This is a genomic window from Shewanella sp. 10N.286.52.B9, from assembly GCF_002873635.1.
Classification (GTDB): domain Bacteria; phylum Pseudomonadota; class Gammaproteobacteria; order Enterobacterales; family Shewanellaceae; genus Shewanella.
The window spans coordinates 1-23,152 of record NZ_MCTY01000060.1; the positions used below are offsets into that span (position 1 = coordinate 1).

The following is a 23,152-nucleotide window of genomic DNA, read 5'->3' on the forward strand; positions in this document are numbered from 1 at the left end:
TAATTATATATTTTACTATTCCGGTGCCTGCTAAAACGTGTTAACGTTTAGTTAATAAAAATAAGAATAGCAATGCTGAGTTAATTTAGGACAATTTATGATTTGGAAGATCATTTCATCTGTAATAGTTTATTTATTGGCTGTGAATTTGGTTTTTGCGCAGCAAGATATTAGTTTTGATGATTATTTAGACTCACTTAAAGATAAAGCTATCGCTGCGGGTATTTCCTCAAACACGATCGATGAACATTTCTCAAAAATCAAAGTGTTTAAAAGAGCCACAGTAAAGGGCTCTGAAACCAGTTTGAATCTAGAAAGTTACATACCTAAAAATGTACCTGAAATAACCGTCGTTACCGCAAGAGCTATGCTCAAAGAGCAACAAGACGCTATCGTTGCTATTGGCGATCGTTATGGTGTTCAGCCACGTTTTTTAGTTGCGCTATGGGGATTAACCTCAGAGTTTGGTGAGCAACAAGGTAATTTTCCGATTTTATCTGTCACCGCATCCAATGCTTATTCTGGCAATCGTGAGCAATTTTACATTGATGAATTTATTGCTGCTTTACGCATCATTGAATCTAATGATGTTCAATACGAGCAATTAATCGGTTCATCAACTGGCGCTATGGGCCACCTACAATTAATGCCGTCACAGTACTTAGCTTTTTCGCAAGATGGTAATGGCGATGGCAATAAAGATATTTGGAATAATCAGTACGATGCCTTTGCAACTGCAGCATCAATGCTGCAGGCATCCGGTTGGCGTAATGATGAAACCTGGGGGCGTCAAGTTAGCTCAATTGAAGCATTAGCCGTGGAAGATACCGGTATAGACAATGCTAAAACGTTTAATGAATGGCAAGCGCTTGGTGTACGTCGCTATAACGGTAATGATTTGCCCAAGCGTGATGATATGCAAGTTGCTTTGTTAATGCCTGACGGTGAAAAAGGTCGCCAATATCTGGTGTATAATAATTTCAAACTGCTTCAAAAATGGTCTAACAGCGAACATTTTTTATTAACTGTGACTTACCTTTCTGAACGAATCAAAAATCCGCCAATCAATTAGTGGTACAATAGCGGCAATGTTATTTTATTACTATTGAACTATGTCTTTTTGGAATGAAAAAAAACTCGAAGAAATGAGTATCGTGCAGTGGGAATCACTGTGCGATGGTTGTGGAAAATGCTGCTTAAACAAATTAATCGATGATGAAACAGAAGAGTTGTATTACACCAATGCAGCTTGTCATTTGTTAGATGATGAATCTGGCGGTTGTCGACGTTATCCTGAACGCTTCAAATATGTTCCAGCCTGTACGGCCATTACTGCAGATAATGTAGCTGAATTAACATGGCTACCAGATTCTTGTGCTTATAAGCGTTTATACCAAGGCAAAACGCTTCCCAGCTGGCATCCTTTACTGACAGGTTCTAAAGAGGCCATGCATGAAGCTGGCATATCGGTGAAGGGTAAAACCATTAATGAAACCAAAGTACGTGAGCTAGAAGACTATATCGTACTTTGGCCATTAAAAGACGTTGAATAGTCATTTTTTATTTAGCTGGTTTTACTGCAGGAATGATTATTACTGCCAGTACGACTAAATAAACGATAAAAGTGACAACCATCCATTGCGCCATGCTTACTGATAAGAATGTCCAAGGCGAGTCACTGCACATGCCAGTAGGGGAAAACACTGCTGGGAGCCATTTATCCAGTGGCATCCATGTTGGAAATTCAGGGAAAAATGAGCAGGTGGAGAAAGGCGATGGGTCGACCTGTAGTTTATTAAGTTCAAGTGATAACTTTAATCCCCAGGCAGCACTGACTCCCCAAGCTCCGATAGCTATTATTCTGGTTAACCAGAATTTTGGTGCTATCAGCCCCACCATAGCGGCAATAATTAATCCTAAAACCGCCACTCTGACATAAATGCACATGACACATGGGGCTAAATTCATCACGTATTGGAAAAATAGCGCAGCAGCCTCTAGGCCAATTGCTGACATAAGTAATATTAACCAAGCGCTACGTGAACGAGTGAAACTCTGTAAACGATTCAAATCAAACTCCTTTCGATCTTATATTTATTATTAGTATGAAAACTCAACGGGATATAAAAAAGCACCCTCATTAGAGGGTGCTTAATTGATAATGTTCAAATTATTAAACATTAATGCCCGCTTGCAGCGCCAATAACGTCTTTCGCAGTATGATGAATAATGATGTGACTATCATAAAAATACTGGGTCATATCGGTTAAGAAGCCAGATTCAATAGTAACAACACCGACAATTGACAGTACAATCGTATAAGGCAGTGCCATCCAAACCATACGGCCATAGGACAGTCTTACTAATGGTGCTAAAGCAGAGGTCAGTAAGAATAAGAATGCAGCTTGACCGTTAGGGGTCGCAACAGAAGGCAGGTTAGTACCTGTGTTAATCGCCACAGCTAATAAATCAAATTGGTCACGGGTGATTTGGCCACTGATTAATGCTGCTTTTACTTCATTAATATAGACAGTACCCACAAACACGTTATCGCTCACCATCGACAATAAGCCATTAGCAATATAGAACACCACTAACTGGGCGTTACCTTCAAAGCTTAGTGCCCATTGAATAACAGGGGCGAATAAATGTTGATCAATAATCACACCAACCACGGCAAAAAATACCGCAAGTAAGGCTGTGAAAGGTAAGGCCTCTTCAAATGCTTTACCAATCGCATGTTCATCTGTCACGCCATTAAATGCCGTGGTTAAGATGATAACGGATAAACCAATCAAACCAACAGAGGCTAAATGGAAGGCTAAACCTACGACCAACCAAATACCTACAAGAGCCTGAACAACCAGTTTCATCTTATCGGCAGTGGTTCTGTTTGCATCTTCATAGGCAGCATAATCGCTTAAAATTTTATGAACCGCATCTGGCAGTTGTGCGCCATAGCCAAACCATTTAAATTTTTCAACAATGAAGCAAGTGGCTACACCCGCGATTAATACTGGCATGGTAACAGGTGACATACGAATAAAGAATTCACCAAATTGCCAATGAGCTTGGGCTGCAATGATTAAGTTTTGTGGTTCACCGACCATAGTACAAACACCGCCAAGAGCAGTACCTACACCAGAGTGCATTAGTAAGTTTCTTAAGAAACCACGAAAAGCCTCTAACTCTTCATCGCATAACTGTTCACGATCTTCTTTAGTGTGGTCATGATCTGAACTAAAGTCTTTACCTGATGCCACCTTGTGATAAATCGAGTAGAAACCAACGGCTACAGCGATGATAACCGCGATAACTGTTAGGGCATCTAAAAAGGCCGACAGAAAAGCAGAAGCGGTACAAAACATCAATGAAACAACAATTTTTGAACGTACTTTAGTGATCATTTTAGTGAATACAAAAAGTAGCAATTGCTTCATGAAGTAAATACCAGCAACCATGAAGATTAATAATAATAATACTTCTAGGTTAGCTTCTATTTCATGTAGAACTTGTGTGGGGGAGGTCATGCCTATAATTACAGCTTGTATGGCGAGTAAGCCGCCAGGCTGTAATGGATAGCATTTTAGTGCCATTGCAAGGGTAAAAATAAATTCTACTACCAGTACCCAACCTGCGATGAATGGGCTGACATAGAAAAATAATAATGGATTTATAACGAGGAACAACAATATTGCATATTTATACCATCTTGGTGAATTACCCAAGAAGTTATGAAAAAATGCATTACCAGCAGTTGACGGCATAATAGCCTCTCCAGTTGTGATTTTGTGATAGTGAAATTTACTGGAAGGAATTTCGTGACAAATAGAGCGACGTATTTACAGCTGACTTTGAATAAGACGAATTACATTGTTTCTAAACTATCTTGCTCAGTAAACAATTTTTCGTCATAGCCTTTTTTATCAGTCATTTAAACGCATTATATTTGTTAGTTTCAAAATTCGTTAGCTGTATCGCTAACTTACATCCTTTTGTTTGACGCGGTATTTTAGCGCAAACTTCATTGATTGTAATCCAAGAAAATCTATCATTCGACAAATAGCCAACGAATATAACTGCTACGTCACAAACTTATCTGCGATTGGTGAAAAAGTAACCGGTAACAAGGTTAGATCTAGGCTTTAACTGCTATGTATGGTGTGTATTTATATTTCCTCTGGTATGATCTGTCTATTGGTTAACCACGGGATGTTAAAGTTGACAATTATCAATGCAAAGGGTCCTGCAAGTTTTGCAGAAAAATGGATTGTACGTTCCATCTGGGAAAATAAGTTTCCACCGGGGTCGATATTACCCGCAGAGCGTGAACTATCAGAATTAATTGGCGTAACAAGAACAACATTAAGAGAAGTGTTACAACGATTAGCGCGTGATGGTTGGCTCAAAATTCAACATGGCAAACCAACCCAAGTGAATAATTTTTGGGAAACCTCTGGCTTAAATATTTTAGAAACTATTGCTGATTTAAACCCTGAGGGATTCCCGTTATTGGTTGATCAGCTGCTTTCAGCGCGAGCCAATGTGAGTATTATTTATTTTCGCGGCGCCATTAGAAATAACCCAGAAAAAGCTCAAGCGGTATTAGCAAAAATTCATCAGTTAGAAGACACTGCTGAAGCTTATGCTGATTATGATTATGAATTACATCATGCGTTAGCGTTTTCTTCAGGAAACCCGCTCTATGTTCTTATTCTTAATGGTTTCAAGGGATTGTATAGCAGAGTAGGTCGCTATTATTTCTCGAGTGAAGAGGCGCGAGCGATCTCACTAGATTTTTACAAAAAGCTTGAAGTTTTAGCCATTGAGCACAAATACAATGACGTTAATGGGTTGATGAAATCAAATGGCATTAACAGCGGCGTTATGTGGCAAAAGTTGCGTGATGATATGCCTGCAGAGATTGCTATCAGTAATAAATAATAGCTAATTAATACAGTAAAAAACCAACCGCGAGGTTGGTTTTTTTATGGCTTAAGTTTAATGGAACTCAATAGCAGTGATTACATGGTAGTCATCTTAGTTTCTGCTTTAGCTGGGGGGCATTGCGACAACTTAGTTACATTACCAGACTCTTCAAGTTGCTCAATGCTGACATCAAAGCCCCATAAACGGTGTAAATGCTTTAGCACTTCTTCGTGGCTGTGGCTCAGTGGAATACGTTTATTGGGGATGTAGCGTAATGTTAATGATCGATCACCATTAACTTTTACTTGTTGCACTTGGATATTTGGCTCTAGATTTGACAAGTTATATTGCTGTGATAATTTTTCTCTGATTAAGTGGTAACCACTATCATCATGAATAGCTGAAATAGATAAACGGTTACAACTATCATCATCTAAAACACTAAAGAGCTTAAAATCTCGCATAACTTTTGGCGACAGGTATTGGCTTATAAAGCTTTCGTCTTTAAAGTTTTCCATTGCAAATGTAACCGTCGTTAACCAGTCGCTTCCGGCTATCTCAGGAAACCAACGTTTGTCTTCTTCAGTAGGGTGCTCACATATACGCCTGATATCAACAAATATGTTAAAGCCCAAAGCATAGGGGTTTATGCCACTATAATGTGGGCTATTGTAAGCTGGCTGAGCGACCACAGCAGTATGACTTTGTAGAAACTCCAACATAAATCTATCTGTCACAGTGCCTTGATCAAACATATGATTCAAAATGGTGTAATGCCAAAAGGTGGCCCAACCTTCGTTCATTACTTGGGTTTGTTTTTGCGGATAAAAATATTGCGCCATTTTCCGCACAATTCGAACGATTTCACGTTGCCAAGGTTCAAGTAATGGGGCGTTCTTTTCGATAAAATATAAGATATTTTCCTGTGGTTCTTCAGGAAATTTAATTTCATTTTCCGGTTTTATGTTATCAGGGTTAACTGGTACGGTTCGCCACAGGTCGTTAACCTGACTCTGTAAGTAACTCTCACGGTCTTTTTGGCGCATTTTTTCTTCTTTAAACGATATTTCAGCAGGGCGTTTATAACGGTCAACACCATAATTCATTAATGCGTGACAAGAGTCGAGGGTTAGCTCAACTTGCTCAACACCGTAAGTTAATTCGCATTCTCGGATGTAGTTTTTAGCAAACACCAAGTAATCAATAATCGAGCTAGCATCGGTCCATGTTTTAAATAAGTAATTATTTTTAAAGAAACTATTATGGCCAAAACAGGCGTGAGCCATCACAAGGGCTTGCATGGTAATGGTATTTTCTTCCATTAGATAAGCAATACACGGATCGGAATTAATCACAATTTCGTAGGCTAATCCCATTTGACCGCGACGGTAACCTTGCTCCGTTTCAATAAAACGTTTGCCAAATGACCAATGGGTGTAACCAATAGGCATACCGATACCTGCATAGGCATCCATCATTTGTTCTGCGGTGATCACTTCAATTTGATTGGGATAACTTTCTAATTTGTAAAAAGCCGCTACTTTTTCAATTTCTGCCATGTAGGTTTCGAGTAGGTCAAAGGTCCAATCAGGGCCATCATCTAAAGGCTGTTTACCATGGGCTTTAGGCTGTGATTTTTCGGCAATATTGGCTGATTGTGCCGTGTTTTGTAGCTCTTCAATGCCAGCACTTTTGTCGTCAGTAGTCGGTTTTGTCATTGTGACTCCTTAGCTAGGCTGCTTTTTGAATAATTCACGGAACACTGGATAAATATCGTCTACTTCTTTGATGTGTTGTACAGCGATATTGCCAAATTGTGCTTGTAAGGTTTCATATTCACGCCAAAGCGTTTGATGCGCTCTACGGGTTATTTCGATGTAACTAAAATAGCGAGATACTGGTAATATTTTCTCAGCAAGGAGTTGCCTACAAGCTGGTGAGTCATCAGCCCAATTATCGCCATCAGAGGCTTGTGCGGCATAAATATTCCACTCATCAGCAGGGTAACGTTTTTGCTGAATTTCATGCATTAAATTTAAGGCACTAGAAACAATGGTACCGCCTGTTTCTTGTGAGTAGAAAAATTCATGTTCGTCTACTTCTTTTGCTTGAGTGTGATGCCGGATGTAGACCACTTCAAGATTTTTATAGGTCTGGGTTAAAAATAAATACAGTAAAATATAAAATCGTTTTGCCATATCTTTGGTGGCTTGATCCATTGAACCTGAAACATCCATTAGGCAAAACATGACTGCTTGGCTAGATGGTTTTTCACGTTTGGAAAAATTATTAAAACGTAAATCGAAACTGTCTATAAAAGGCACGCTATCGATACGCTTTTTAAGATCTTCAATTTGCTGTTTTAAATCCATGATCAACTCAGCTTGGGTGCCGGGGGTATTTTCAAGCTCGTGAAGCTGCTTAATAAGCTCGGCGAGTAATTTCTTTTTACCTGCAGTCATGGCAATGCGTCTAGCCAATGAAGATCGCAGTGAGCGGACAATATTGATATTGGCTGGTACGCCGACATTAGTGTAACCAGCGCGGTATGTTTCAAACTCAACCATTTGCTTGGCGTTAGTTTGCTGTAAATCCGGTAACGCCAAATCTTCAAATAACAGCTCTAAATATTCATCATTTGAGATTTCAAACAAGAATTCTTCTTTACCTTCGCCGCTATTAGAGGCTTCACCTTCGCCACTACCTTGTCCGGCTGCGCCGCCTTTGGGGCGCTCAATTTGATCACCTTTATTAAACTGATCGTTACCTGGGTGGACACGCTCTCTCACACCGCCTTGTCCTTGATGAAATGTCGGTTCGCTGATGTCACGTGTTGGGATACTGATTTTCTCGCCTTTATCGATATCAGTAACACTTCTTCTGGTTACGGCTTCACTGACTGATTTTTTGATTTGCTTTTTGTAGCGTTCAATAAAACGTTGCCTGTTGACGGTACTTTTACCTTTTGCATTGAGGCGTCTATCAATAAAATTTGCCATACACAACTCCTAATGGACTTTGCCCTTAACGGTTTTTAGCGCATAAAGGTAAGGGCAAAGTTAGCAATACTTATGACGATTTACGTACCCTCAAGTACCACTCTGAAAGTAATCTGACTTGTTTTTGGGTATAGCCTTTTTCCATCATGCGATTGATAAAGTCATCGTGTTTACGTTGATCATCTGCAGAGGTTTTCGCGTTAAAAGAAATAACCGGTAATAAATCTTCGGTATTGGAGAACATTTTTTTCTCAATCACCACTCTGAGCTTTTCGTAACTGGTCCACAGTGGATTATTACCGTCATTATTGGCTCTAGCACGTAATACAAAGTTGACGATCTCATTACGAAAATCCTTAGGGTTACTGATACCAGCTGGTTTTTCGATTTTTTCTAATTCAGCATTTAGCGCTGAGCGGTCAAATAATTGGCCAGTTTCTGGATCTCTAAACTCCTGATCTTGAATCCAAAAGTCTGCATAAGTGACGTATCTATCAAAGATGTTCTGACCATATTCTGAATAAGACTCTAAGTATGCGGTTTGGATTTCTTTACCGATAAATTCAACATACTTAGGAATGAGATAACCTTTTAAAAACTCGAGGTACTTTTCACTTAACTCTGCAGGGAATTGTTCCTGTTCGATTTGCTTTTCAAGTACATAAAATAGATGTACTGGGTTTGCAGCAATTTCAGTATCGTCAAAGTTAAACACTCTAGATAATATCTTGAATGCAAAACGAGTTGATAACCCCTGCATTCCTTCATCGACACCGGCATAATCACGATACTCTTGGTACGACTTGGCTTTAGGGTCAGTATCTTTTAACGTTTCACCATTGTAGACGCGCATTTTGGAGTAAATAGAGGAGTTCTCAGGTACTTTTAAGCGTGACAGAATACTGAACTGAGCTAAAGTTTCTAGGGTGCCAGGGGCACAAGGCGCTTTGGATAGTTCTGAGTTTGACAGTAATTTTTGATAAATTTCCATCTCTTCAGAGACCCGTAAACAGTAGGGCACTTTTACGATGTAAACTCGGTCTAAAAATGCCTCATTGTTTTTATTATTTCTAAAAGTGGTCCACTCAGACTCATTGGAGTGAGCTAAAATCATACCGTTATATGGCAAGGCAGATAAGCCCTCTGTACCGTTGTAATTACCTTCTTGTGTGGCTGTAAGCAGTGGATGCAACACCTTAATTGGAGCCTTAAACATTTCCACAAACTCCATCACCCCTTGGTTCGCACGGCATAATGCGCCCGAGTAGGCATAAGCGTCAGCGTCATCTTGTGAAAAATGCTCTAACTGACGAATATCAACTTTACCCACCAATGCTGAAATATCTTGGTTATTCTCATCACCGGGTTCGGTTTTAGCGATAGCGGTTTGATCTAAGATCGAAGGGTAAACCTTAACTACTTTAAATTTAGTAATGTCCCCACCAAATTCATGTAAACGTTTTACTGCCCATGGTGACATGATGGTTTTAATATAACGTGGTGGAATCGCATACTCGTTAGTTAGCAGCTCAGCATCTTCATCGGGATCAAATAAGCATAAAGGGTGATCGTTAACGGGGCTGCGAACGCCATTGGCACTTAAGATGTAAATAGGCACCTTTTGCATTAAGGCTTTGAGTTTTTCTGCTAATGATGATTTACCACCACCTACTGGTCCTAACAGATAGAGGATTTGTTTTGATTCCTCTAGACCTTGGGCAGAATGTTTAAGGTAAGAGACAATTTGTTCAATGGACTCTTCCATGCCATAAAAATCAGTAAAGCTTGGATAGTAAGAAATTAATCTATTTGAAAAAATTCTACTGAGTTTAGGATCTTTTGAAGTATCGATGGTTTTAGATTCACCGATGGCCATTAACATCCGTTCGGCCGCCGACACATAAGCACTTCTGTCTTCCTTACAGATTTCAAGAAACTGCTGCAGTGAGTATTCTTCGTCTAGTTTTTGCTCATAACGTTGTTGGTAATGTTCGAATATGCCCATAAGAAACCCCTTTAAACTAAGGTGAAAGTACTTGAGTGACAGCGCATTTATGGTGTTAAGCCGATTTTAATTTAAACAAAATAGTAGTGCTTTTTAATGGCCGTTAGATAAAGTCTAGGTCAGGGATTTGAGATTAGCGAATAGGGAATTGTAAAAAATTCTAATAAAAACAAAGATAAAACGTTGCAAATGCAACTATTGCAAATGTAGTTGGTCGGTTTGAGCAGTAACGATAAAACAGAAACACTAAACATGAACCAATAAAAAAGGAGCTAATTAGCTCCTTTTATTCATCTCATTGTAAACTTGTTAGCATTTAGCCAGCGAAGTTTGCGTTAACGAATTCCCAGTTAACTAATTCCCAGAAAGCAGCTAGGTAGTTAGGGCGAACGTTACGGTAATCGATGTAATAAGCGTGTTCCCAAACATCAACAGTCATCAATGGTGTTACTGACTCGTCAGTTAAAGGAGTCGCAGCATTGCTTGTGTTAACAATAGCCACAGAACCGTCAGCATTTTTAACTAACCAAGTCCAAGCACTACCAAAGTTGTTTACTGCAGAATCAGTAAATTTCGCTTTGAATTCTTCAAATGAGCCGAAAGCTGCATTAATTGCTTCAGCGATAGCACCCGTTGGAGCACCGCCAGCATTAGGCGCTAGACAGTTCCAGTAAAAAGTGTGGTTCCAAATCTGAGCTGCATTGTTGAATACGCCACCAGTTGAATTTTTTACAACTTCTTCTAAGGTTTTGTTTTCAAATTCAGTACCTGCAACAAGACCATTAAGCTTAACAACATAAGTGTTGTGATGCTTACCGTAATGGAATTCGATAGTTTCTTCAGAAATATGTGGTACAAGTGCGTTCTTAGCATATGGTAATGCTGGTAATTCGAAAGCCATTAGTATCTCTCCATGGACTTAGGTTATCGTTTTATATACCTTTTGGTATGACATGCTCACCCTGACATTGTACTTAAAATTTTTGTGATGTGAATCATTGTTTGATGAAATATGTCGATACAGTCAATCGAAAAAATCATTTTCTAACAAAACCCTACAAACTGTGGGATTTTGTTATGATGAAAGCTGGCGTACAATAGCCTTAGATTATTAAGTAGCACTTAGGAATAAAAATGGAAACAGTAGACAAAATTAAGCAGCAAATTAGTGAAAACCCTATCATTGTTTATATGAAAGGCTCTCCAAAATTACCAAGCTGTGGTTTTTCATCTCAAGTCGCGCAAGTGATGATCAACTGTGGTGAGCAGTTTGCTTTCGTAGACATTTTACAGCATCCAGATATCCGTGCTGAATTACCAAAATTCGCTAATTGGCCGACATTCCCACAGTTGTGGATTGAAGGTGAGCTTATCGGTGGTTGCGATATCATCACTGAGATGTACCAAAAAGGTGAGTTACAGCCAATGATCACCGCAACAGCTGATAAGTTCCGCACTGAAGAAGACGCTGAATAAGTCATTTTTTGTTGCGCCTGTAAGCGTTAGCTTCGAATTTTTCAAAGCTTAAACGCAAAATAGATGAACTTTTAAAGTAAAAACCCTTAATTTGCTTAAATTAAGGGTTTTTTGTTGCCTATAATTTGTTGCCTACAATAGTAATATGGAATTAAAACTTAATCGGCTTGAGGCTCTTTTGGCATAGGTAAGACTAAATTCATTACAATCGCCACTAAGCCACATAGGCTAATGCCTGTCAGGCTAAACTCACCAATACCGAAAGCCATTCCCCCAATACCGAACACTAAAGTCACCCCAACAATGCTGAGATTACGTGGCTCATTTAAATCTACCTGATTTCTAATTAAGGTATTTAAGCCAACTGCGGCGATGGAGCCAAATAATAAACACATAATGCCGCCCATAACGGGTAACGGAATTGTTTGCATCAATGCGCCTAATTTACCAATAAACGCTAACGTGATCGCCGTGATAGCAGTCCAAGTCATTATTCGCGGGTCAAAGTTTTTTGTCAGTGTTACTGCGCCAGTGACTTCACTGTAGGTAGTGTTTGGTGGTCCGCCTAGTGCTGAGGCCGCAATGGTGGCCACGCCATCACCCGTTAACGTACGGTGTAGCCCAGGCTTTTTAAAGTAATCCTTACCTGTCACATTTGAAATCGCTAATAAGTCGCCAATATGCTCAACGGCTGGCGCTATGGCTACGGGGATCATAAACAGTATCGCTTGCCAGTGAAATTCAGGGGCAACAAATTTGGGAACAGAAAGCCAACTTGCCTGCGCAACTGGACTAAAATCAACAATACCGAACGCCAAGCTAAAGCCGTAACCCACCAAAATACCGGCAAGGATCGGCATTAGCTTAAGCACACCTTTGGCAAAAACGGCAATTAACACAGTGGTCGCTAATGACATTAGCGCGATAAATAGTGCAATTTCTTGTTCTACAATAACGCTACTACCGTCACCTGTTTTACCCAGCGCCATGTTAACGGCCATAGGCGCAAGGCCCAAACCGATAATGATAATGACAGGCCCAACAACAACCGGAGGTAAAAGCTTATGAATAAAGCCACTCCCTTTGACCTTGACCATCAAACCTAACAGCACATAAACGAAACCTGCCACCATGAGTCCACCCATTGTGGCGGGAATGCCCCATGTTTGTACCCCATACATAATTGGCGCTATAAACGCGAATGATGAGGCTAAAAATATAGGCACTTGGCGCTTAGTGATGATTTGAAATAACAATGTGCCAAATCCGGCAGTGAATAGGGCGACACTTGTATCAAGCCCACTTAACAATGGCATTAATACTAAGGCACCAAATGCAACAAACAGCATTTGTGCGCCCTGTAAGGGTATGAACAAGCGTTTCATATAAATCCTATGTTTATTATAAATGAGAGTTTCGAATTTAAGATAAGTGAAATTGCTAATAATGTCTGTATTTTAGATTATCTTTAACAGCCTTTTGCTGCAAATTACAGCACTGTAATGTAATTTTAGAAGTAAAATTAATATGCTACACTTCGAACACTTTTCTTAGATTGCGTTTACTTTGCCATGTTAAAACTTTTAATTCAGTTCATTGTTATTGGTTGTGTGTTTGCCCTAAACAGCTTTGCTGTTATTGCTGCTGAAATCGCTTTACTCGATGAAGCTGATGTTGTGGTAACTTCTCGAGCCACAAATGAACGACAAGTTGCCTTAAAACAAGCGCTATCCACTGTATTTATAAAGAATTCGGGCTTAACTTCAGTGCTTGAACACCCATTGATTAAAAGTCATATTAACAAGCCTGAATCCTTACTGACTCAATACGGCTACAGCCAAGTGGATGATGAGTTAGTGTTAAAGGCAAACTTTGATCATAAACGTATTATTTCGGCCCTTCGTGAAGCAGAATTACCAGTGTGGGGCCGCCAACGCCCATCAACTTTGTTATGGATGTCTATCGAAAATGCTGGCGATAGAGCTATTTTAGCGGATGCAGCTGAATCTGATATTAGAACGCAAATTGATTTAGATGCCAATAATAAAGGCATTCCAATCCTGTTACCTGTGATGGATTTAGACGATGTGATGCAAGTTAATGTCTCTGATGTACGAGGCATGTTTGCCGATGTGGTTGCCAATGCATCAAAACGCTACCAAGCGGACTATTTTGCCATGGCCGATATTGATCAAGTGGGCGGTTTTGTGCGCTTTAATGTAGCTTTATTTGATAAAGGCAATGCTAGCGGTGTTATGCAGCCTTTAATTAACCACCAAGCAGAAGTCGCGGATTACGAGCAAGCAACAGATGAAATCTTAACAAGGTTAGCGGGATATTTTGTTAGCCAATATGCCTTCGCTGACTCAGGAAACAGCGCCCAAACTAAGTTAACCTTAGTAGGGGTTCAAACTATGGCGCAATTAGTTGACATTGAAGCTTACTTAACCCAATTAAGTGCGATTAAGTCAGTGAGTTTAAGCCAGTTTAAAGCTGATATCGTTACTTACAACTTATCGTTATTTGGTGATGCCAGCGATTTAGAAAAATTACTGAGTATTAATAAAAGACTGACGCAAATTGATACTGTTAACACAGTGGTTCCACCCAATTTAAACGCTGGGCAAGAAAACAGTATCAATAATGTTGATCCTAATCTAGATTCTGAAACAACAGTGTCATTAATCTATCAATGGCATTAGATTGAGTGTGTTATACTAACTGTCGCTTGTATTAATTATTAGAGAACTTTTGAGTGACCCAAAACTCACCAAAACAATTATCGTTACCAGTTTATTTACCTGATGATGAAACATTTCAGAGTTATTACCCTGCAGTAGGTAACGATGAGTTAATCCAAAAGCTACAGGCTGCCGCTGAAGGCAGCCTTGCTTCTAGTTTGTATTTATATGGTCCGGTAAAATCTGGCCGTACTCACTTAATGCACGCAGCTTGTGCGCACGCGAACGATTTAGAGCGCCGTACTTTATATATCCCACTTGGCATTCATGCCAGTATTTCTCCTGAACTATTTGAAGGTATTGAGTCGTTACAACTAATTTGTATCGATGATATTGATGCCATTGCAGGACACCCAATATGGGAAGAGGCGCTGTTCCATTTATACAATCGTATTGAAGAGCAGCAAGATTGTCGCTTGATTGTAAGTGGCACCTCATCACCAACTGAAGCTGGTTTTGCATTACCTGATTTAATTTCACGGATGCAGTGGGGCTTGATATATCAATTACAACCCATGGCAGACGAAGAAAAGTTAGTGGCATTACAGCGGCGTGCAGCGATGCGTGGTTTGCAGCTTTCTGATGAGGTGGGGCGCTTTCTGTTAACTCGCATGGCTCGAGACTTACGTACCTTATTCGATGTGCTTGATAAGCTAGATAAAGCTTCTATGGTGCATCAACGTAAATTGACGATTCCTTTCATTAAAGAAATGCTGCGATTGTAAGTGACAATTTTTTATAATTGAGTTTTACGCTTTTATGAAAGCTTACAATCTAAAATAAAAAACCACCGATTAAGGTGGTTTTTTATTGGTAGTCACAAAAAATTGGTTATTTTCTGATTTGGTTAACGCGAAGGTATAGGCATATCTCTGTGCTCACGACCCACTTGTATAGCGGGTCTATTATGCAATGTCACGGCTGTAGAGTTCGCACTGATGTTAGACATAGTGGTAACTCTGGACATTGACCTAGATAAAGCGGGTGATATATCGACATTATCAAACCAATCTTGGCCGGCAATCATGTTTATTGGCGCAGGTAAGCCATTTAATAACGATTCACCATCTACTTCAGGCATCATTTGATTAATAACAAATGCAGCTCGGGTTGAGAGTTCGTCTGCGCCAATGCGGCCTCGCTGCCCCCAATCTACGATTAAGTTATCGGTATCTGTGACTGCCACATCCCTTTGAATTTGATAACGATGACTCATAAAGGCTTCTTCAAACAACATTGCGGCGTCTTCACGAGTCGACGAGTAGTTATAAAAATCATTAGCATAATCGGTCAAAAAGAAGCTAGTGACATCACTAGGTACATAGGCTTTTTGAGTTGCGTCAGCGGTTTCACCTAAAAAGCTGACGGCGGCTAAACCATACATTTCAGCGCTGGTTAATGGCTCAATATTCTGCAATTGATCAGATACCAGTGAATTGCTATTTGCTCTACGATAGAAGTCATCAATTAAAGTCGGGCCTTGTAACTGGCTATGGGTCGAACGCGGGAAAAAGTCATTAGCGTGAGCTAATTCGTGATACATCAAACTGGCTAAGCGCGGTGTAAGATCTGCAATAGTGCGCGATTGACGGATTGCCCGATCATAACTAATAGATACATAGTCATTATTTTTCACATAACGCCACGGCATAATAAATTTTAAATCGTTACCAAAGTCACTACGATAATCAGGTGCTTCATTGATGGTGTCTCTTTCCGTCGGGCTTAACCATAAATACTCAGGGTCGAGGTAAATAGCGCTCGTAGCCATCCGGTAAAATGATGGTCTAATATCATAGCTAATGACAACCGCGCTTACTGATTGTAATAACTTGATAAAATCACTGTTAGGATCCGATTGAGTTAAAAATTGCTCAAAGTTTCGGCCCATCCAGTCATGGGAAACAACCACTCTATCCATGACATCTGCAATGGTTTCTGAGTCTAGTTGTTGGCCAATTAACGGTAAGTCATTTAGCTGGCAAGTTTGGTTTAATTGATTAGAGTAAACACACCGCTGCGCGTTAATTGCATAAGGTGATGCACTGTTATAGGCATAGGTTTTAGCGATGGGGCTATCAAAGTAGGGCGAGGTGATGGCGTTTTGTTTCGTCACTAATACAAAGACTTCATCGGTTAAGGTTTCACCGGCAAAGTCTGCGGTCACTTTAAGGCCAACAAAGGTATCTTCTGCAATATTATCTGGTGCGGTAAATAGTGGCCTTTCTGCATTGGTTAAATCAAGGCTAATTTGTTGGTCTGAAAAATAACACCATTGTATGTTAGATGGCACTTGGTTGTTGATCTGACCAAGGCGCAGGCTTACATCATTACCTGCAACAACTTGATGATCGCTATAGACATTTAACTGTTGCGACATTTGCGCAGCACTGATGGAAATTTTGTCGCTGTAAGAAATTTGGCCACTGGTTGCCTCGACAGTGAAGCTATAGTCTGCAGCTTCAGGAATATAAAATGCCAGCACTGGGCTGTTTTCTGAGCTGATATCTAATGCAGGTCCTGCAGTTTGTTGCCAGTTAAACTGGTAGTCGTTGCTGTTTTGGTTACTGACCCCAACAGTAATACTGGCGGATTGATTGACGTAATATTGCTGTTCAACATTAAAATTCAATTCTGTGCCATTATTAACGGTTGTTAAACCGGAGCTGGTTTCGCAGACATTGATGGGCAATGTGGTTTCAGGGTCTCCTGGCGAAGATGAGTCAGAGCTACCGCCACAGGCTGACAGAAAAGTCACTGAGGCGAGTATAGCTGTAATAGCCATGTTATTTTTCATACACAATCTCCGTTGCTTTTGCATTTTAATCTAAAAATGTTATCAAAAATCAATATAGCATGGAGTCTTGCTTGTAAAAAGAACGGTGAAACTATTTGGCAACCTTTTCTTTACTTGTTACTTACTTATCTTTTATCTACTTGTCACTTACTAGGTGCTTGGTTATGGCGAAGTGATTTGCTGTTTTTAAATAAAAAAGCGCCCAAAGGCGCTTAAGTAATTTAGTTTATAAGTAGCAAGCTTATATTATTGGTCTTTGGACTTTTTCTTTAAACCTAAGCCTAGTTCTCTACCACGTAGGCGGGCATAAAAAGGAAAAGCGACTAACAGTGCGCTAATAAGTACAGATTCAATAAGCGCAAAATATAATGCATCTTCTGTGACATACAGCAGGGTTAGTCCATGTAAAAGGTATAAGCATAAAATGAAACTTGCCCAGGCATAAGTGTATGGCTTACCCGTTAATATCCCTTTAATGGGCAGTAACAAAGGGGCTATCCATAACAAATTAAAGGCTAATGAATATTCACCTGTCATGCCTTGCTGGATAAACCAGCCAGTAAGCAGCATTAATAATGAGACATAGCCCACACGGCATAGTTGAAATAAGGTATGTGTTGTCATGGTTATTCTCACAAAATGGCTAACACATTTTCAGGTGGTCGACCTACTGCAGCTTTGCCGTTTGCAATAGCAATAGCAATAGGGCGCTCAATTAATTTAGGGGTGTTAATCATGGCGTTGATTAATTGCTCATCGGTTAAATTAACATCCGCAAGGTTTTGTTCTTTGTATTCGATTTCTTTAGTGCGCATTAGCTCTCTTGGACTGATTGCTAACATGGCTAAAATAGCGCTAATTTCGTCGCTAGAAGGAACGTTTTTTAAATATTCAACAATGTTTATTTGAACATTTTGCGCTTCTAGTAACGCAAGGGTTTGGCGGCTTTTTGAACAGCGAGGGTTATGATAAAGGGTAACAGTTGTCATTAGATTGCTTCTTTTTTATATTTTGGGGCATATTAACAAAAAATCTAAGCAATGGTTAGCTATCTGATAACTTAACTCACCATTGCTTAGCGGTAATTATTTGAGAGCGTCAAGCTCACGTTTAGCTTGTCTAAATTGGCGGATCCTCGCCTCAATTCTGGCAACTTGTAACGATTGGCCTTCTGAGTGGCGATAGGCATAGTTAAGTTGATCAATCGCGCCATCATAATTGGCCGCTAAGGCCATGACTTCAGCATTAGTATAATATTCAAGTGCCTTATTACCCATTTTGCGATAGGCCTGAGTTAAAATTTGATAAGGCAATATATTTTGCTTATCTAGAAATATAAGATCTTCTAATAGCGGAATGGCTTTTTCGGGTTGTTCAGCTTCCACATACACGTTGGCAAGGTTAGCTGAAATTACTTGCGACATAGGTTTAAGCTTATTGTGATGCAATAACATCTCAATGGCGCCGTCAAAATCTTTCTTTTGAACTAACAAATCAGTTTTAGTATCAATATAAAACAGATTGTTTGGCTTATTTGCTAACAAGTCATCGATAATATCTTCTGCTTCAGTAAAGCGTTTCGCTCTAAATAGAGCCAATGCTTTCCCATAAAGTGCAGCACTTTTAAAGCTATAGCTTTCTTTTTTTAGTTGCTGTTCAAACATAGATAAAGCCGCTTGTTCACTGTAACTTGAAAAGCGCACTTGAATACGCGCTTTAGCAAGTTGGTAGTTTAACTGATCAGGGATATATCGATGAGGAAACTGGGTTGCGCGGTTACGGGCATCGGTAATACGTGACTCGGGTAATGGGTGAGTCAGTAGCATTTGCGGTGGCGTAGTAGTAAAGCGATAGCGTATAGCAAGCTTAGAGAAAAAATCGGCGGCGCCATTGGGGTCAAATCCCGCAGCTGCGAGCGTTTGCATGCCAATTCTATCAGCTTCTCTTTCATGTAAACGTGTGTAGTTAATGCGTGATTGTGTAGATAACGCTTGGGTTGTAGCTAACGCTGCCATACCTGCTTGTGGCGCAGCAATGGTTAATAAAATCGCCCCTAACATCCCCACAATAGTAGCAGTAGAACTTTTTTCTTGTGCTTCTAACGAACGGGCTAAGTGACGTTGCGTTACGTGAGTAATTTCATGGGCAAGTACAGAGGCTAATTCGCTTTCTGTGTCGGCATTAAGAAATAAGCCTGTATGTACGCCTACATGGCCCCCGAAAAAAGCAAAGGCGTTAATTTCATCATTTTTTAATAAGAAAAAGTAAAAGGGTGTTTTTACTCCAGTGGCGTGGGCAACCAGTTTATTGCCAAGTTCTGACATATATTGATTCAGCACAGGATCACTAACAATAGGTGCTGATGAACGAATGACCCGCATATAGGCATCGCCATATACCATTTCTTTTTCTAAACTAAAGGTATTGACTGCGGCAGTACCAAGATCGGGAAGATTGTTACTGGCAAAGCTTTTTGCCACACCAGCGGTTAGCATTAAGGCAACTGCAGTTGTTACAACACTTTTTGAGAATTGGGTAAACGATAATTTGCGCAAATGTAACCTTTATTATAATTATTTAAATAGGGTGGTAAGCAATTTAAGCTAAAGCGAATTACTTGTACTTTACTATCCTTGCTAGGATAATGGCTAGAGAATTTTTTAAGCAAATTTATAATGAAATTAATTGATTTAACTGCATATCAATGCCCGTATCCTTTGGTACAAATCAAGTTGGCATTGAAGAAGCTCAAGCTCGGTGAATCGCTATCTTTCAGTATCTCTGACTCTGGTTCACGTCGAGATGTTCCGCAGTTTTTAAAAAAAATGGGTTATCAGCTCAAAATAACTGATGAAAGCCCTAACTCTCTGTCTTTTATGGTTACGAAAGGTAACAATTTAACTGAATAATTAGGCTGACTTAAGATTAGTTAACTCTTAATATGACTCAGTCTTCTGTGACACTGTTTAAGGAACAAAATGCTTTCATTTTTAGGTGATTGGTATAAAGCGCGCTTTAGTGATCCACATGCAATTACATTATTATTTATTTTATTGGGGGTCGGGCTATTAATATATTTTGCTGGTGGCTTACTTGCGCCATTGTTTGTAGCACTCATTTTAGCTTTTTTACTTGAATGGCCTGTGGCGCAAATAGCGAAATTTGGTATTAATCGCACAGTCGGCGCCTCACTGATCTTAGTGTTATTTGTCGGCCTTATGGTATTAGTCGCATTTGGGCTTATCCCTAGCTTATGGCGTCAAGGAGTTGCCTTAGCCACGGACTTACCGATAATGATCGATACCGGGATGCAGTCACTTAAGGCATTAACGGTTGATTACCCACAATATGTCAGCATTGAACAAATTGATGCCATGGTAATAGAGCTTAAAAAGTTAGTTGATACCCAGCATTTATTTGATATAGGCAAACAACTTTTAGGTTACTCTGCCTCGCTACTGGTATTGATGGTATACGTGATTCTAGTGCCGTTATTGGTGTTTTTCTTCTTAAAAGATAAAGATCAGTTACTGAAAAGCAGTAAACGTTTTTTTCCTAATAATCGTGATTTAGCTCGTAAAGTTTGGTTTGAAATGGACCAACAAATTTTCAATTACATTCGCGGAAAAGTGATTGAGATTGTCATCATTGGTACTGTGAGCTACGTATTTTTTGCCATTATGGGACTGCGTTACTCAGCATTGTTAGGGGTGCTAACGGGTTTATCCGTATTGATCCCCTATGTTGGCGCGACACTGGTGACATTACCCATAGCGTTAGTGGCCTTTGTGCAGTGGGGCGTAAGCCCTGAATTTGGTTATGTGATGATTGGCTACGGGATAATCCAAGCCCTTGATGGTAATGTGTTGGTGCCAATATTATTTTCTGATGCAGTGGATTTACACCCAGTGATGATTATTGCCGCGGTGTTGGTTTTTGGCGGCTTATGGGGCGTGTGGGGGGTATTCTTTGCAATTCCATTAGCGTCACTGGTAAAAGCGGTGATTAATGCTTGGCCTAACAGTAGTAATCAAAACAACAGTTTAGCTTTAGATAAAGAGACTTCATCTGTTTCAAAATCCTAAATAGACACTCAAAACCTGTTAAAACTGAGCCAAGCTACTGCTCTAATTCAACTGGCATAGTTTGTATAAATTTAGAGAAAACTACAAAAAGCGAATGACTACTGCATATAAACAGTGTCATTCGCTTTTTTTATTTTTTTCGATCAAGTCAGGCTAATTTACCAGGGCTGAAGCCTATGAGTCATACCTGATGCATCATAAGGTATTTAAGCCGGTAGTTACTTGAATTACTTGAGTTACTTGAGTTACTTGTCGTTATCACCCTTATCCGTTGGCGCTTGATCGGTATTAAGATCTTTTACTGATTCGTCCTCTGCAGCTTTATCAGTTTTAGTTTTTGGCTCACCAAACTGCGGCATTTTAAACTTAGCGCTATATTTTAATACCGCTAAATTACTGGCAATAATACCGACGACTAAAATGATAATAAGCCAAACTTCTAAATCGTTCATGATAATCCTTAACTGGTGTTTTGATCATTAAGTTGCTGATTAATCAACAGCTAAGCGTTGTTCACATTTACGGATATCTTCAGGGGTATCAACTTCTGGTGAGTTGAAAGCGCTGATGGCGATTTTTATCTTATGGCCATATTCAAGGGCTCGTAACTGTTCAAGTTTTTCAAGGTTCTCTAAGCGACCGAGGGGCAATTTAGCAAACGCTTTAACAAATTTACTGGTGTAAGCATAAATGCCGATATGCTTGTATACCGCGTAATCCTCACTGTCATTATCACGGCAAAAAGGAATACGAGAACGTGAAAAGTACAGGGCATTAAACTCGTTATCAAAAACCACTTTTACTTGCATAGGGTCATCAATATCTTTGTCTTTATCAATTTTATAACCTAATGTCGCCATTTCGAATTCGCCTGGGTGGCGTTCAAATAAGCTGATCATTTGTTCAATTGAAATAGGGTCAATTAACGGTTGATCCCCTTGTACATTAATCACTAAATCACTGTCGTCCAATCCAAGTATATCAATGGCCTCATTGATGCGATCAGTACCAGAAGCCGCATCAGAGCTGGTCATGACTACTTGACCACCAAAAGACTCAACCGTGTCTTTTATGCGAACATCATCAGTAGCAACGTAGATATTATCTAACCCTTTAGCGAGTGCCGCACGTTCACACACATGCTGTATCATTGGTTTGCCGTTAATGTGTGCCAGTGGTTTACCTGGAAAACGACTTGAGCCATATCTTGCTGGGATTAAAAGAGTAACTTTCATCAATATCCTACTTATCTGAAACGCTAAACAAAGGGGCTACTGAGCCCGAATGTAACTTATGCTTTATTATATACAACCAATTAGCTTAGTCAGCATTTGGTTGTTACCTATTTAGTTTAATCTCTGTAAAGATTATCTGATCTGCAGAGATGGTTCGTTGGCCATATCAACATTTTTACAGCGCATTATTGGCATGCTCACTATTTACCGTGACATCTAAATCTGTAAGTAGTCCGTTATTAATGCCATATATCCAGCCGTGAATGGCAATTTCTTGGCCTCTGTCCCATGCATCTTGAACAATCGTTGTGCTGGTGACATTGGCAACTTGTTCCATAACGTTTAGCTCGCACAAGCGGTCAAAACGTTGTTGTGGGCTAAGTTGTTCTAGGTTTTTGTTGTGTATGCGGTAAATATCACGAATATGACCTAACCAGTTATCAATCAAGCCTAAACGCTCTTTGCTCATAGCCGCTTTTACACCGCCACAGCCATAATGCCCCACAACCATAATATGTTTTACTTTGAGCACTTCCACAGCGTATTGAATGACAGATAAGCAATTAAGGTCGGTATGGATCACCATATTAGCAATATTACGGTGCACAAATACTTCGCCAGGCATCAAGTCGATAATTTGATTTGAAGGTACGCGGCTATCAGAGCAACCGATCCATAAATATTCAGGATTTTGCTGTTGGGCAAGCTGGGCAAAAAATTCAGGATCTTCCTTACTAATGCGTTCAGCCCAGCGGCGATTATTGTCAAAAAGAGGCTTTAATAATTTCATTTATGCTTTATAACCGTTTTTAAGTTTACTCGGACAAACAGGAGTACTGGTTGCACTATAAATTTTTATTATTATATCAGTATATTGCAATGTAC

The 23,152-nt window shown here is 39.7% G+C and carries 22 protein-coding genes; 8 read left to right on the plus strand and 14 right to left on the minus strand.

Features of this window, described 5'->3' with window-relative positions:
- The first annotated feature begins 97 nt into the window (after positions 1–97).
- A complete protein-coding gene (locus BCU91_RS04760; protein WP_102437295.1) occupies positions 98–1,072 on the plus strand; it encodes a lytic murein transglycosylase in 975 nt (324 codons plus the stop codon).
- Between the two features lie 40 nt (positions 1,073–1,112).
- Entirely contained in the window at positions 1,113–1,553 is a 441-nt protein-coding gene (locus tag BCU91_RS04765) for a YcgN family cysteine cluster protein (RefSeq protein ID WP_102476623.1), read from the plus strand.
- Positions 1,554–1,560: 7 nt separating this feature from the next.
- On the opposite strand, the gene dsbB is transcribed toward BCU91_RS04765, so the two are convergent.
- Both dsbB and nhaB read right to left on the minus strand, forming a co-directional pair.
- A complete protein-coding gene (dsbB, locus tag BCU91_RS04770; protein ID WP_102437299.1) occupies positions 1,561–2,070 on the minus strand; it encodes a disulfide bond formation protein DsbB in 510 nt (169 codons plus the stop codon).
- Between the two features lie 110 nt (positions 2,071–2,180).
- Positions 2,181–3,767 (minus strand): sodium/proton antiporter NhaB, encoded by a 1,587-nt coding sequence (gene nhaB / locus BCU91_RS04775; protein WP_102437301.1) that lies wholly within the window; start codon positions 3,765–3,767, stop codon positions 2,181–2,183.
- 445 nt (positions 3,768–4,212) lie between these two features.
- On the opposite strand from nhaB, the gene fadR reads away from it, so the two are divergent.
- Positions 4,213–4,944 (plus strand): fatty acid metabolism transcriptional regulator FadR, encoded by a 732-nt coding sequence (gene fadR, locus BCU91_RS04780; RefSeq protein ID WP_102437303.1) that lies wholly within the window; start codon positions 4,213–4,215, stop codon positions 4,942–4,944.
- Between the two features lie 80 nt (positions 4,945–5,024).
- Here the strand turns inward: fadR and BCU91_RS04785 are convergent, their stop codons facing one another.
- The 4 genes from BCU91_RS04785 to sodB form a co-directional block, all read right to left on the minus strand.
- Positions 5,025–6,647 carry a SpoVR family protein gene (locus BCU91_RS04785; RefSeq protein ID WP_102530994.1) on the minus strand — a complete coding sequence of 541 codons (1,623 nt, stop codon included), beginning with the start codon at positions 6,645–6,647 and terminating at the stop codon, positions 5,025–5,027.
- 9 nt (positions 6,648–6,656) lie between these two features.
- The gene (locus tag BCU91_RS04790) at positions 6,657–7,928 is read right to left on the minus strand and encodes a YeaH/YhbH family protein (protein ID WP_102530995.1); all 1,272 of its coding nucleotides are present in this window, start codon (positions 7,926–7,928) and stop codon (positions 6,657–6,659) included.
- Positions 7,929–7,998: 70 nt separating this feature from the next.
- A complete protein-coding gene (locus BCU91_RS04795; RefSeq protein ID WP_102437308.1) occupies positions 7,999–9,933 on the minus strand; it encodes a PrkA family serine protein kinase in 1,935 nt (644 codons plus the stop codon).
- A 316-nt stretch (positions 9,934–10,249) separates the two neighbouring features.
- Positions 10,250–10,834, minus strand: coding sequence for a superoxide dismutase [Fe] (gene sodB / locus BCU91_RS04800; RefSeq protein ID WP_102530996.1), 585 nt, complete (start codon positions 10,832–10,834; stop codon positions 10,250–10,252).
- Positions 10,835–11,067: 233 nt separating this feature from the next.
- Between sodB and grxD the strand changes: the two genes are divergently transcribed.
- Positions 11,068–11,409: a Grx4 family monothiol glutaredoxin gene (grxD, locus tag BCU91_RS04805; protein WP_076537750.1), complete on the plus strand. Its 342-nt coding sequence runs from the start codon at positions 11,068–11,070 to the stop codon at positions 11,407–11,409.
- A gap of 158 nt (positions 11,410–11,567) precedes the next feature.
- Here the strand turns inward: grxD and BCU91_RS04810 are convergent, their stop codons facing one another.
- Complete coding sequence (locus BCU91_RS04810; protein ID WP_102437312.1) at positions 11,568–12,794, minus strand: uracil-xanthine permease family protein; 1,227 nt, start codon at positions 12,792–12,794, stop codon at positions 11,568–11,570.
- 186 nt (positions 12,795–12,980) lie between these two features.
- Between BCU91_RS04810 and BCU91_RS04815 the strand changes: the two genes are divergently transcribed.
- Positions 12,981–14,111: a DUF2066 domain-containing protein gene (locus BCU91_RS04815; protein WP_102530997.1), complete on the plus strand. Its 1,131-nt coding sequence runs from the start codon at positions 12,981–12,983 to the stop codon at positions 14,109–14,111.
- Positions 14,112–14,164: 53 nt separating this feature from the next.
- Positions 14,165–14,875, plus strand: coding sequence for a DnaA inactivator Hda (gene hda, locus BCU91_RS04820; protein WP_076537757.1), 711 nt, complete (start codon positions 14,165–14,167; stop codon positions 14,873–14,875).
- A gap of 122 nt (positions 14,876–14,997) precedes the next feature.
- On the opposite strand, the gene BCU91_RS04825 is transcribed toward hda, so the two are convergent.
- The 4 genes from BCU91_RS04825 to BCU91_RS04840 all read right to left on the minus strand — a co-directional run bounded on the left by BCU91_RS04825 (position 14,998) and on the right by BCU91_RS04840 (position 19,442).
- Positions 14,998–16,947 (minus strand): hypothetical protein, encoded by a 1,950-nt coding sequence (locus BCU91_RS04825; RefSeq protein ID WP_102530998.1) that lies wholly within the window; start codon positions 16,945–16,947, stop codon positions 14,998–15,000.
- A 246-nt stretch (positions 16,948–17,193) separates the two neighbouring features.
- Positions 17,194–17,571 (minus strand): DUF2069 domain-containing protein, encoded by a 378-nt coding sequence (locus tag BCU91_RS04830; RefSeq protein ID WP_102437317.1) that lies wholly within the window; start codon positions 17,569–17,571, stop codon positions 17,194–17,196.
- An 8-nt stretch (positions 17,572–17,579) separates the two neighbouring features.
- Complete coding sequence (gene arsC / locus BCU91_RS04835; RefSeq protein ID WP_102530999.1) at positions 17,580–17,936, minus strand: arsenate reductase (glutaredoxin); 357 nt, start codon at positions 17,934–17,936, stop codon at positions 17,580–17,582.
- Positions 17,937–18,032: 96 nt separating this feature from the next.
- On the minus strand, positions 18,033–19,442 hold the full coding sequence (locus BCU91_RS04840) for a M48 family metalloprotease (protein ID WP_102476650.1): 1,410 nt from the start codon (positions 19,440–19,442) through the stop codon (positions 18,033–18,035).
- A gap of 180 nt (positions 19,443–19,622) precedes the next feature.
- Here BCU91_RS04840 and BCU91_RS04845 point away from each other — a divergent pair, with 180 nt between their 5' ends.
- Both BCU91_RS04845 and BCU91_RS04850 read left to right on the plus strand, forming a co-directional pair.
- Positions 19,623–19,856, plus strand: a complete 234-nt coding sequence (locus BCU91_RS04845; RefSeq protein ID WP_102437321.1) for a sulfurtransferase TusA family protein — start codon at positions 19,623–19,625, stop codon at positions 19,854–19,856.
- Between the two features lie 69 nt (positions 19,857–19,925).
- On the plus strand, positions 19,926–21,032 hold the full coding sequence (locus tag BCU91_RS04850; RefSeq protein ID WP_102531000.1) for an AI-2E family transporter: 1,107 nt from the start codon (positions 19,926–19,928) through the stop codon (positions 21,030–21,032).
- A gap of 245 nt (positions 21,033–21,277) precedes the next feature.
- Here the strand turns inward: BCU91_RS04850 and BCU91_RS04855 are convergent, their stop codons facing one another.
- From BCU91_RS04855 to can, 3 genes are all read right to left on the minus strand, one after another.
- Positions 21,278–21,484: a DUF2897 family protein gene (locus tag BCU91_RS04855; protein WP_102437325.1), complete on the minus strand. Its 207-nt coding sequence runs from the start codon at positions 21,482–21,484 to the stop codon at positions 21,278–21,280.
- A 39-nt stretch (positions 21,485–21,523) separates the two neighbouring features.
- A complete protein-coding gene (kdsB, locus tag BCU91_RS04860) occupies positions 21,524–22,267 on the minus strand; it encodes a 3-deoxy-manno-octulosonate cytidylyltransferase (protein ID WP_102437327.1) in 744 nt (247 codons plus the stop codon).
- Between the two features lie 175 nt (positions 22,268–22,442).
- Positions 22,443–23,057, minus strand: coding sequence for a carbonate dehydratase (can, locus tag BCU91_RS04865; RefSeq protein WP_102437329.1), 615 nt, complete (start codon positions 23,055–23,057; stop codon positions 22,443–22,445).
- Positions 23,058–23,152 lie beyond the last annotated feature (95 nt).

Coding starts and splice junctions, on each gene's coding strand:
- BCU91_RS04840 (WP_102476650.1), bottom strand. CDS start 19,442: ATGCTAACCGCTGGTGTGGCAAAAAGCTTTGCCAGTAACAATCTTCCC.
- BCU91_RS04830 (WP_102437317.1), bottom strand. CDS start 17,571: ATGACAACACATACCTTATTTCAACTATGCCGTGTGGGCTATGTCTCA.
- BCU91_RS04810 (WP_102437312.1), bottom strand. CDS start 12,794: ATGAAACGCTTGTTCATACCCTTACAGGGCGCACAAATGCTGTTTGTT.
- BCU91_RS04850 (WP_102531000.1), top strand. CDS start 19,926: ATGCTTTCATTTTTAGGTGATTGGTATAAAGCGCGCTTTAGTGATCCA.
- BCU91_RS04855 (WP_102437325.1), bottom strand. CDS start 21,484: ATGAACGATTTAGAAGTTTGGCTTATTATCATTTTAGTCGTCGGTATT.
- BCU91_RS04815 (WP_102530997.1), top strand. CDS start 12,981: ATGTTAAAACTTTTAATTCAGTTCATTGTTATTGGTTGTGTGTTTGCC.
- grxD (WP_076537750.1), top strand. CDS start 11,068: ATGGAAACAGTAGACAAAATTAAGCAGCAAATTAGTGAAAACCCTATC.
- BCU91_RS04765 (WP_102476623.1), top strand. CDS start 1,113: ATGTCTTTTTGGAATGAAAAAAAACTCGAAGAAATGAGTATCGTGCAG.
- arsC (WP_102530999.1), bottom strand. CDS start 17,936: ATGACAACTGTTACCCTTTATCATAACCCTCGCTGTTCAAAAAGCCGC.
- BCU91_RS04790 (WP_102530995.1), bottom strand. CDS start 7,928: ATGGCAAATTTTATTGATAGACGCCTCAATGCAAAAGGTAAAAGTACC.
- BCU91_RS04785 (WP_102530994.1), bottom strand. CDS start 6,647: ATGACAAAACCGACTACTGACGACAAAAGTGCTGGCATTGAAGAGCTA.
- BCU91_RS04825 (WP_102530998.1), bottom strand. CDS start 16,947: ATGAAAAATAACATGGCTATTACAGCTATACTCGCCTCAGTGACTTTT.
- kdsB (WP_102437327.1), bottom strand. CDS start 22,267: ATGAAAGTTACTCTTTTAATCCCAGCAAGATATGGCTCAAGTCGTTTT.
- sodB (WP_102530996.1), bottom strand. CDS start 10,834: ATGGCTTTCGAATTACCAGCATTACCATATGCTAAGAACGCACTTGTA.
- BCU91_RS04845 (WP_102437321.1), top strand. CDS start 19,623: ATGAAATTAATTGATTTAACTGCATATCAATGCCCGTATCCTTTGGTA.
- can (WP_102437329.1), bottom strand. CDS start 23,057: ATGAAATTATTAAAGCCTCTTTTTGACAATAATCGCCGCTGGGCTGAA.
- nhaB (WP_102437301.1), bottom strand. CDS start 3,767: ATGCCGTCAACTGCTGGTAATGCATTTTTTCATAACTTCTTGGGTAAT.
- fadR (WP_102437303.1), top strand. CDS start 4,213: ATGTTAAAGTTGACAATTATCAATGCAAAGGGTCCTGCAAGTTTTGCA.
- BCU91_RS04760 (WP_102437295.1), top strand. CDS start 98: ATGATTTGGAAGATCATTTCATCTGTAATAGTTTATTTATTGGCTGTG.
- BCU91_RS04795 (WP_102437308.1), bottom strand. CDS start 9,933: ATGGGCATATTCGAACATTACCAACAACGTTATGAGCAAAAACTAGAC.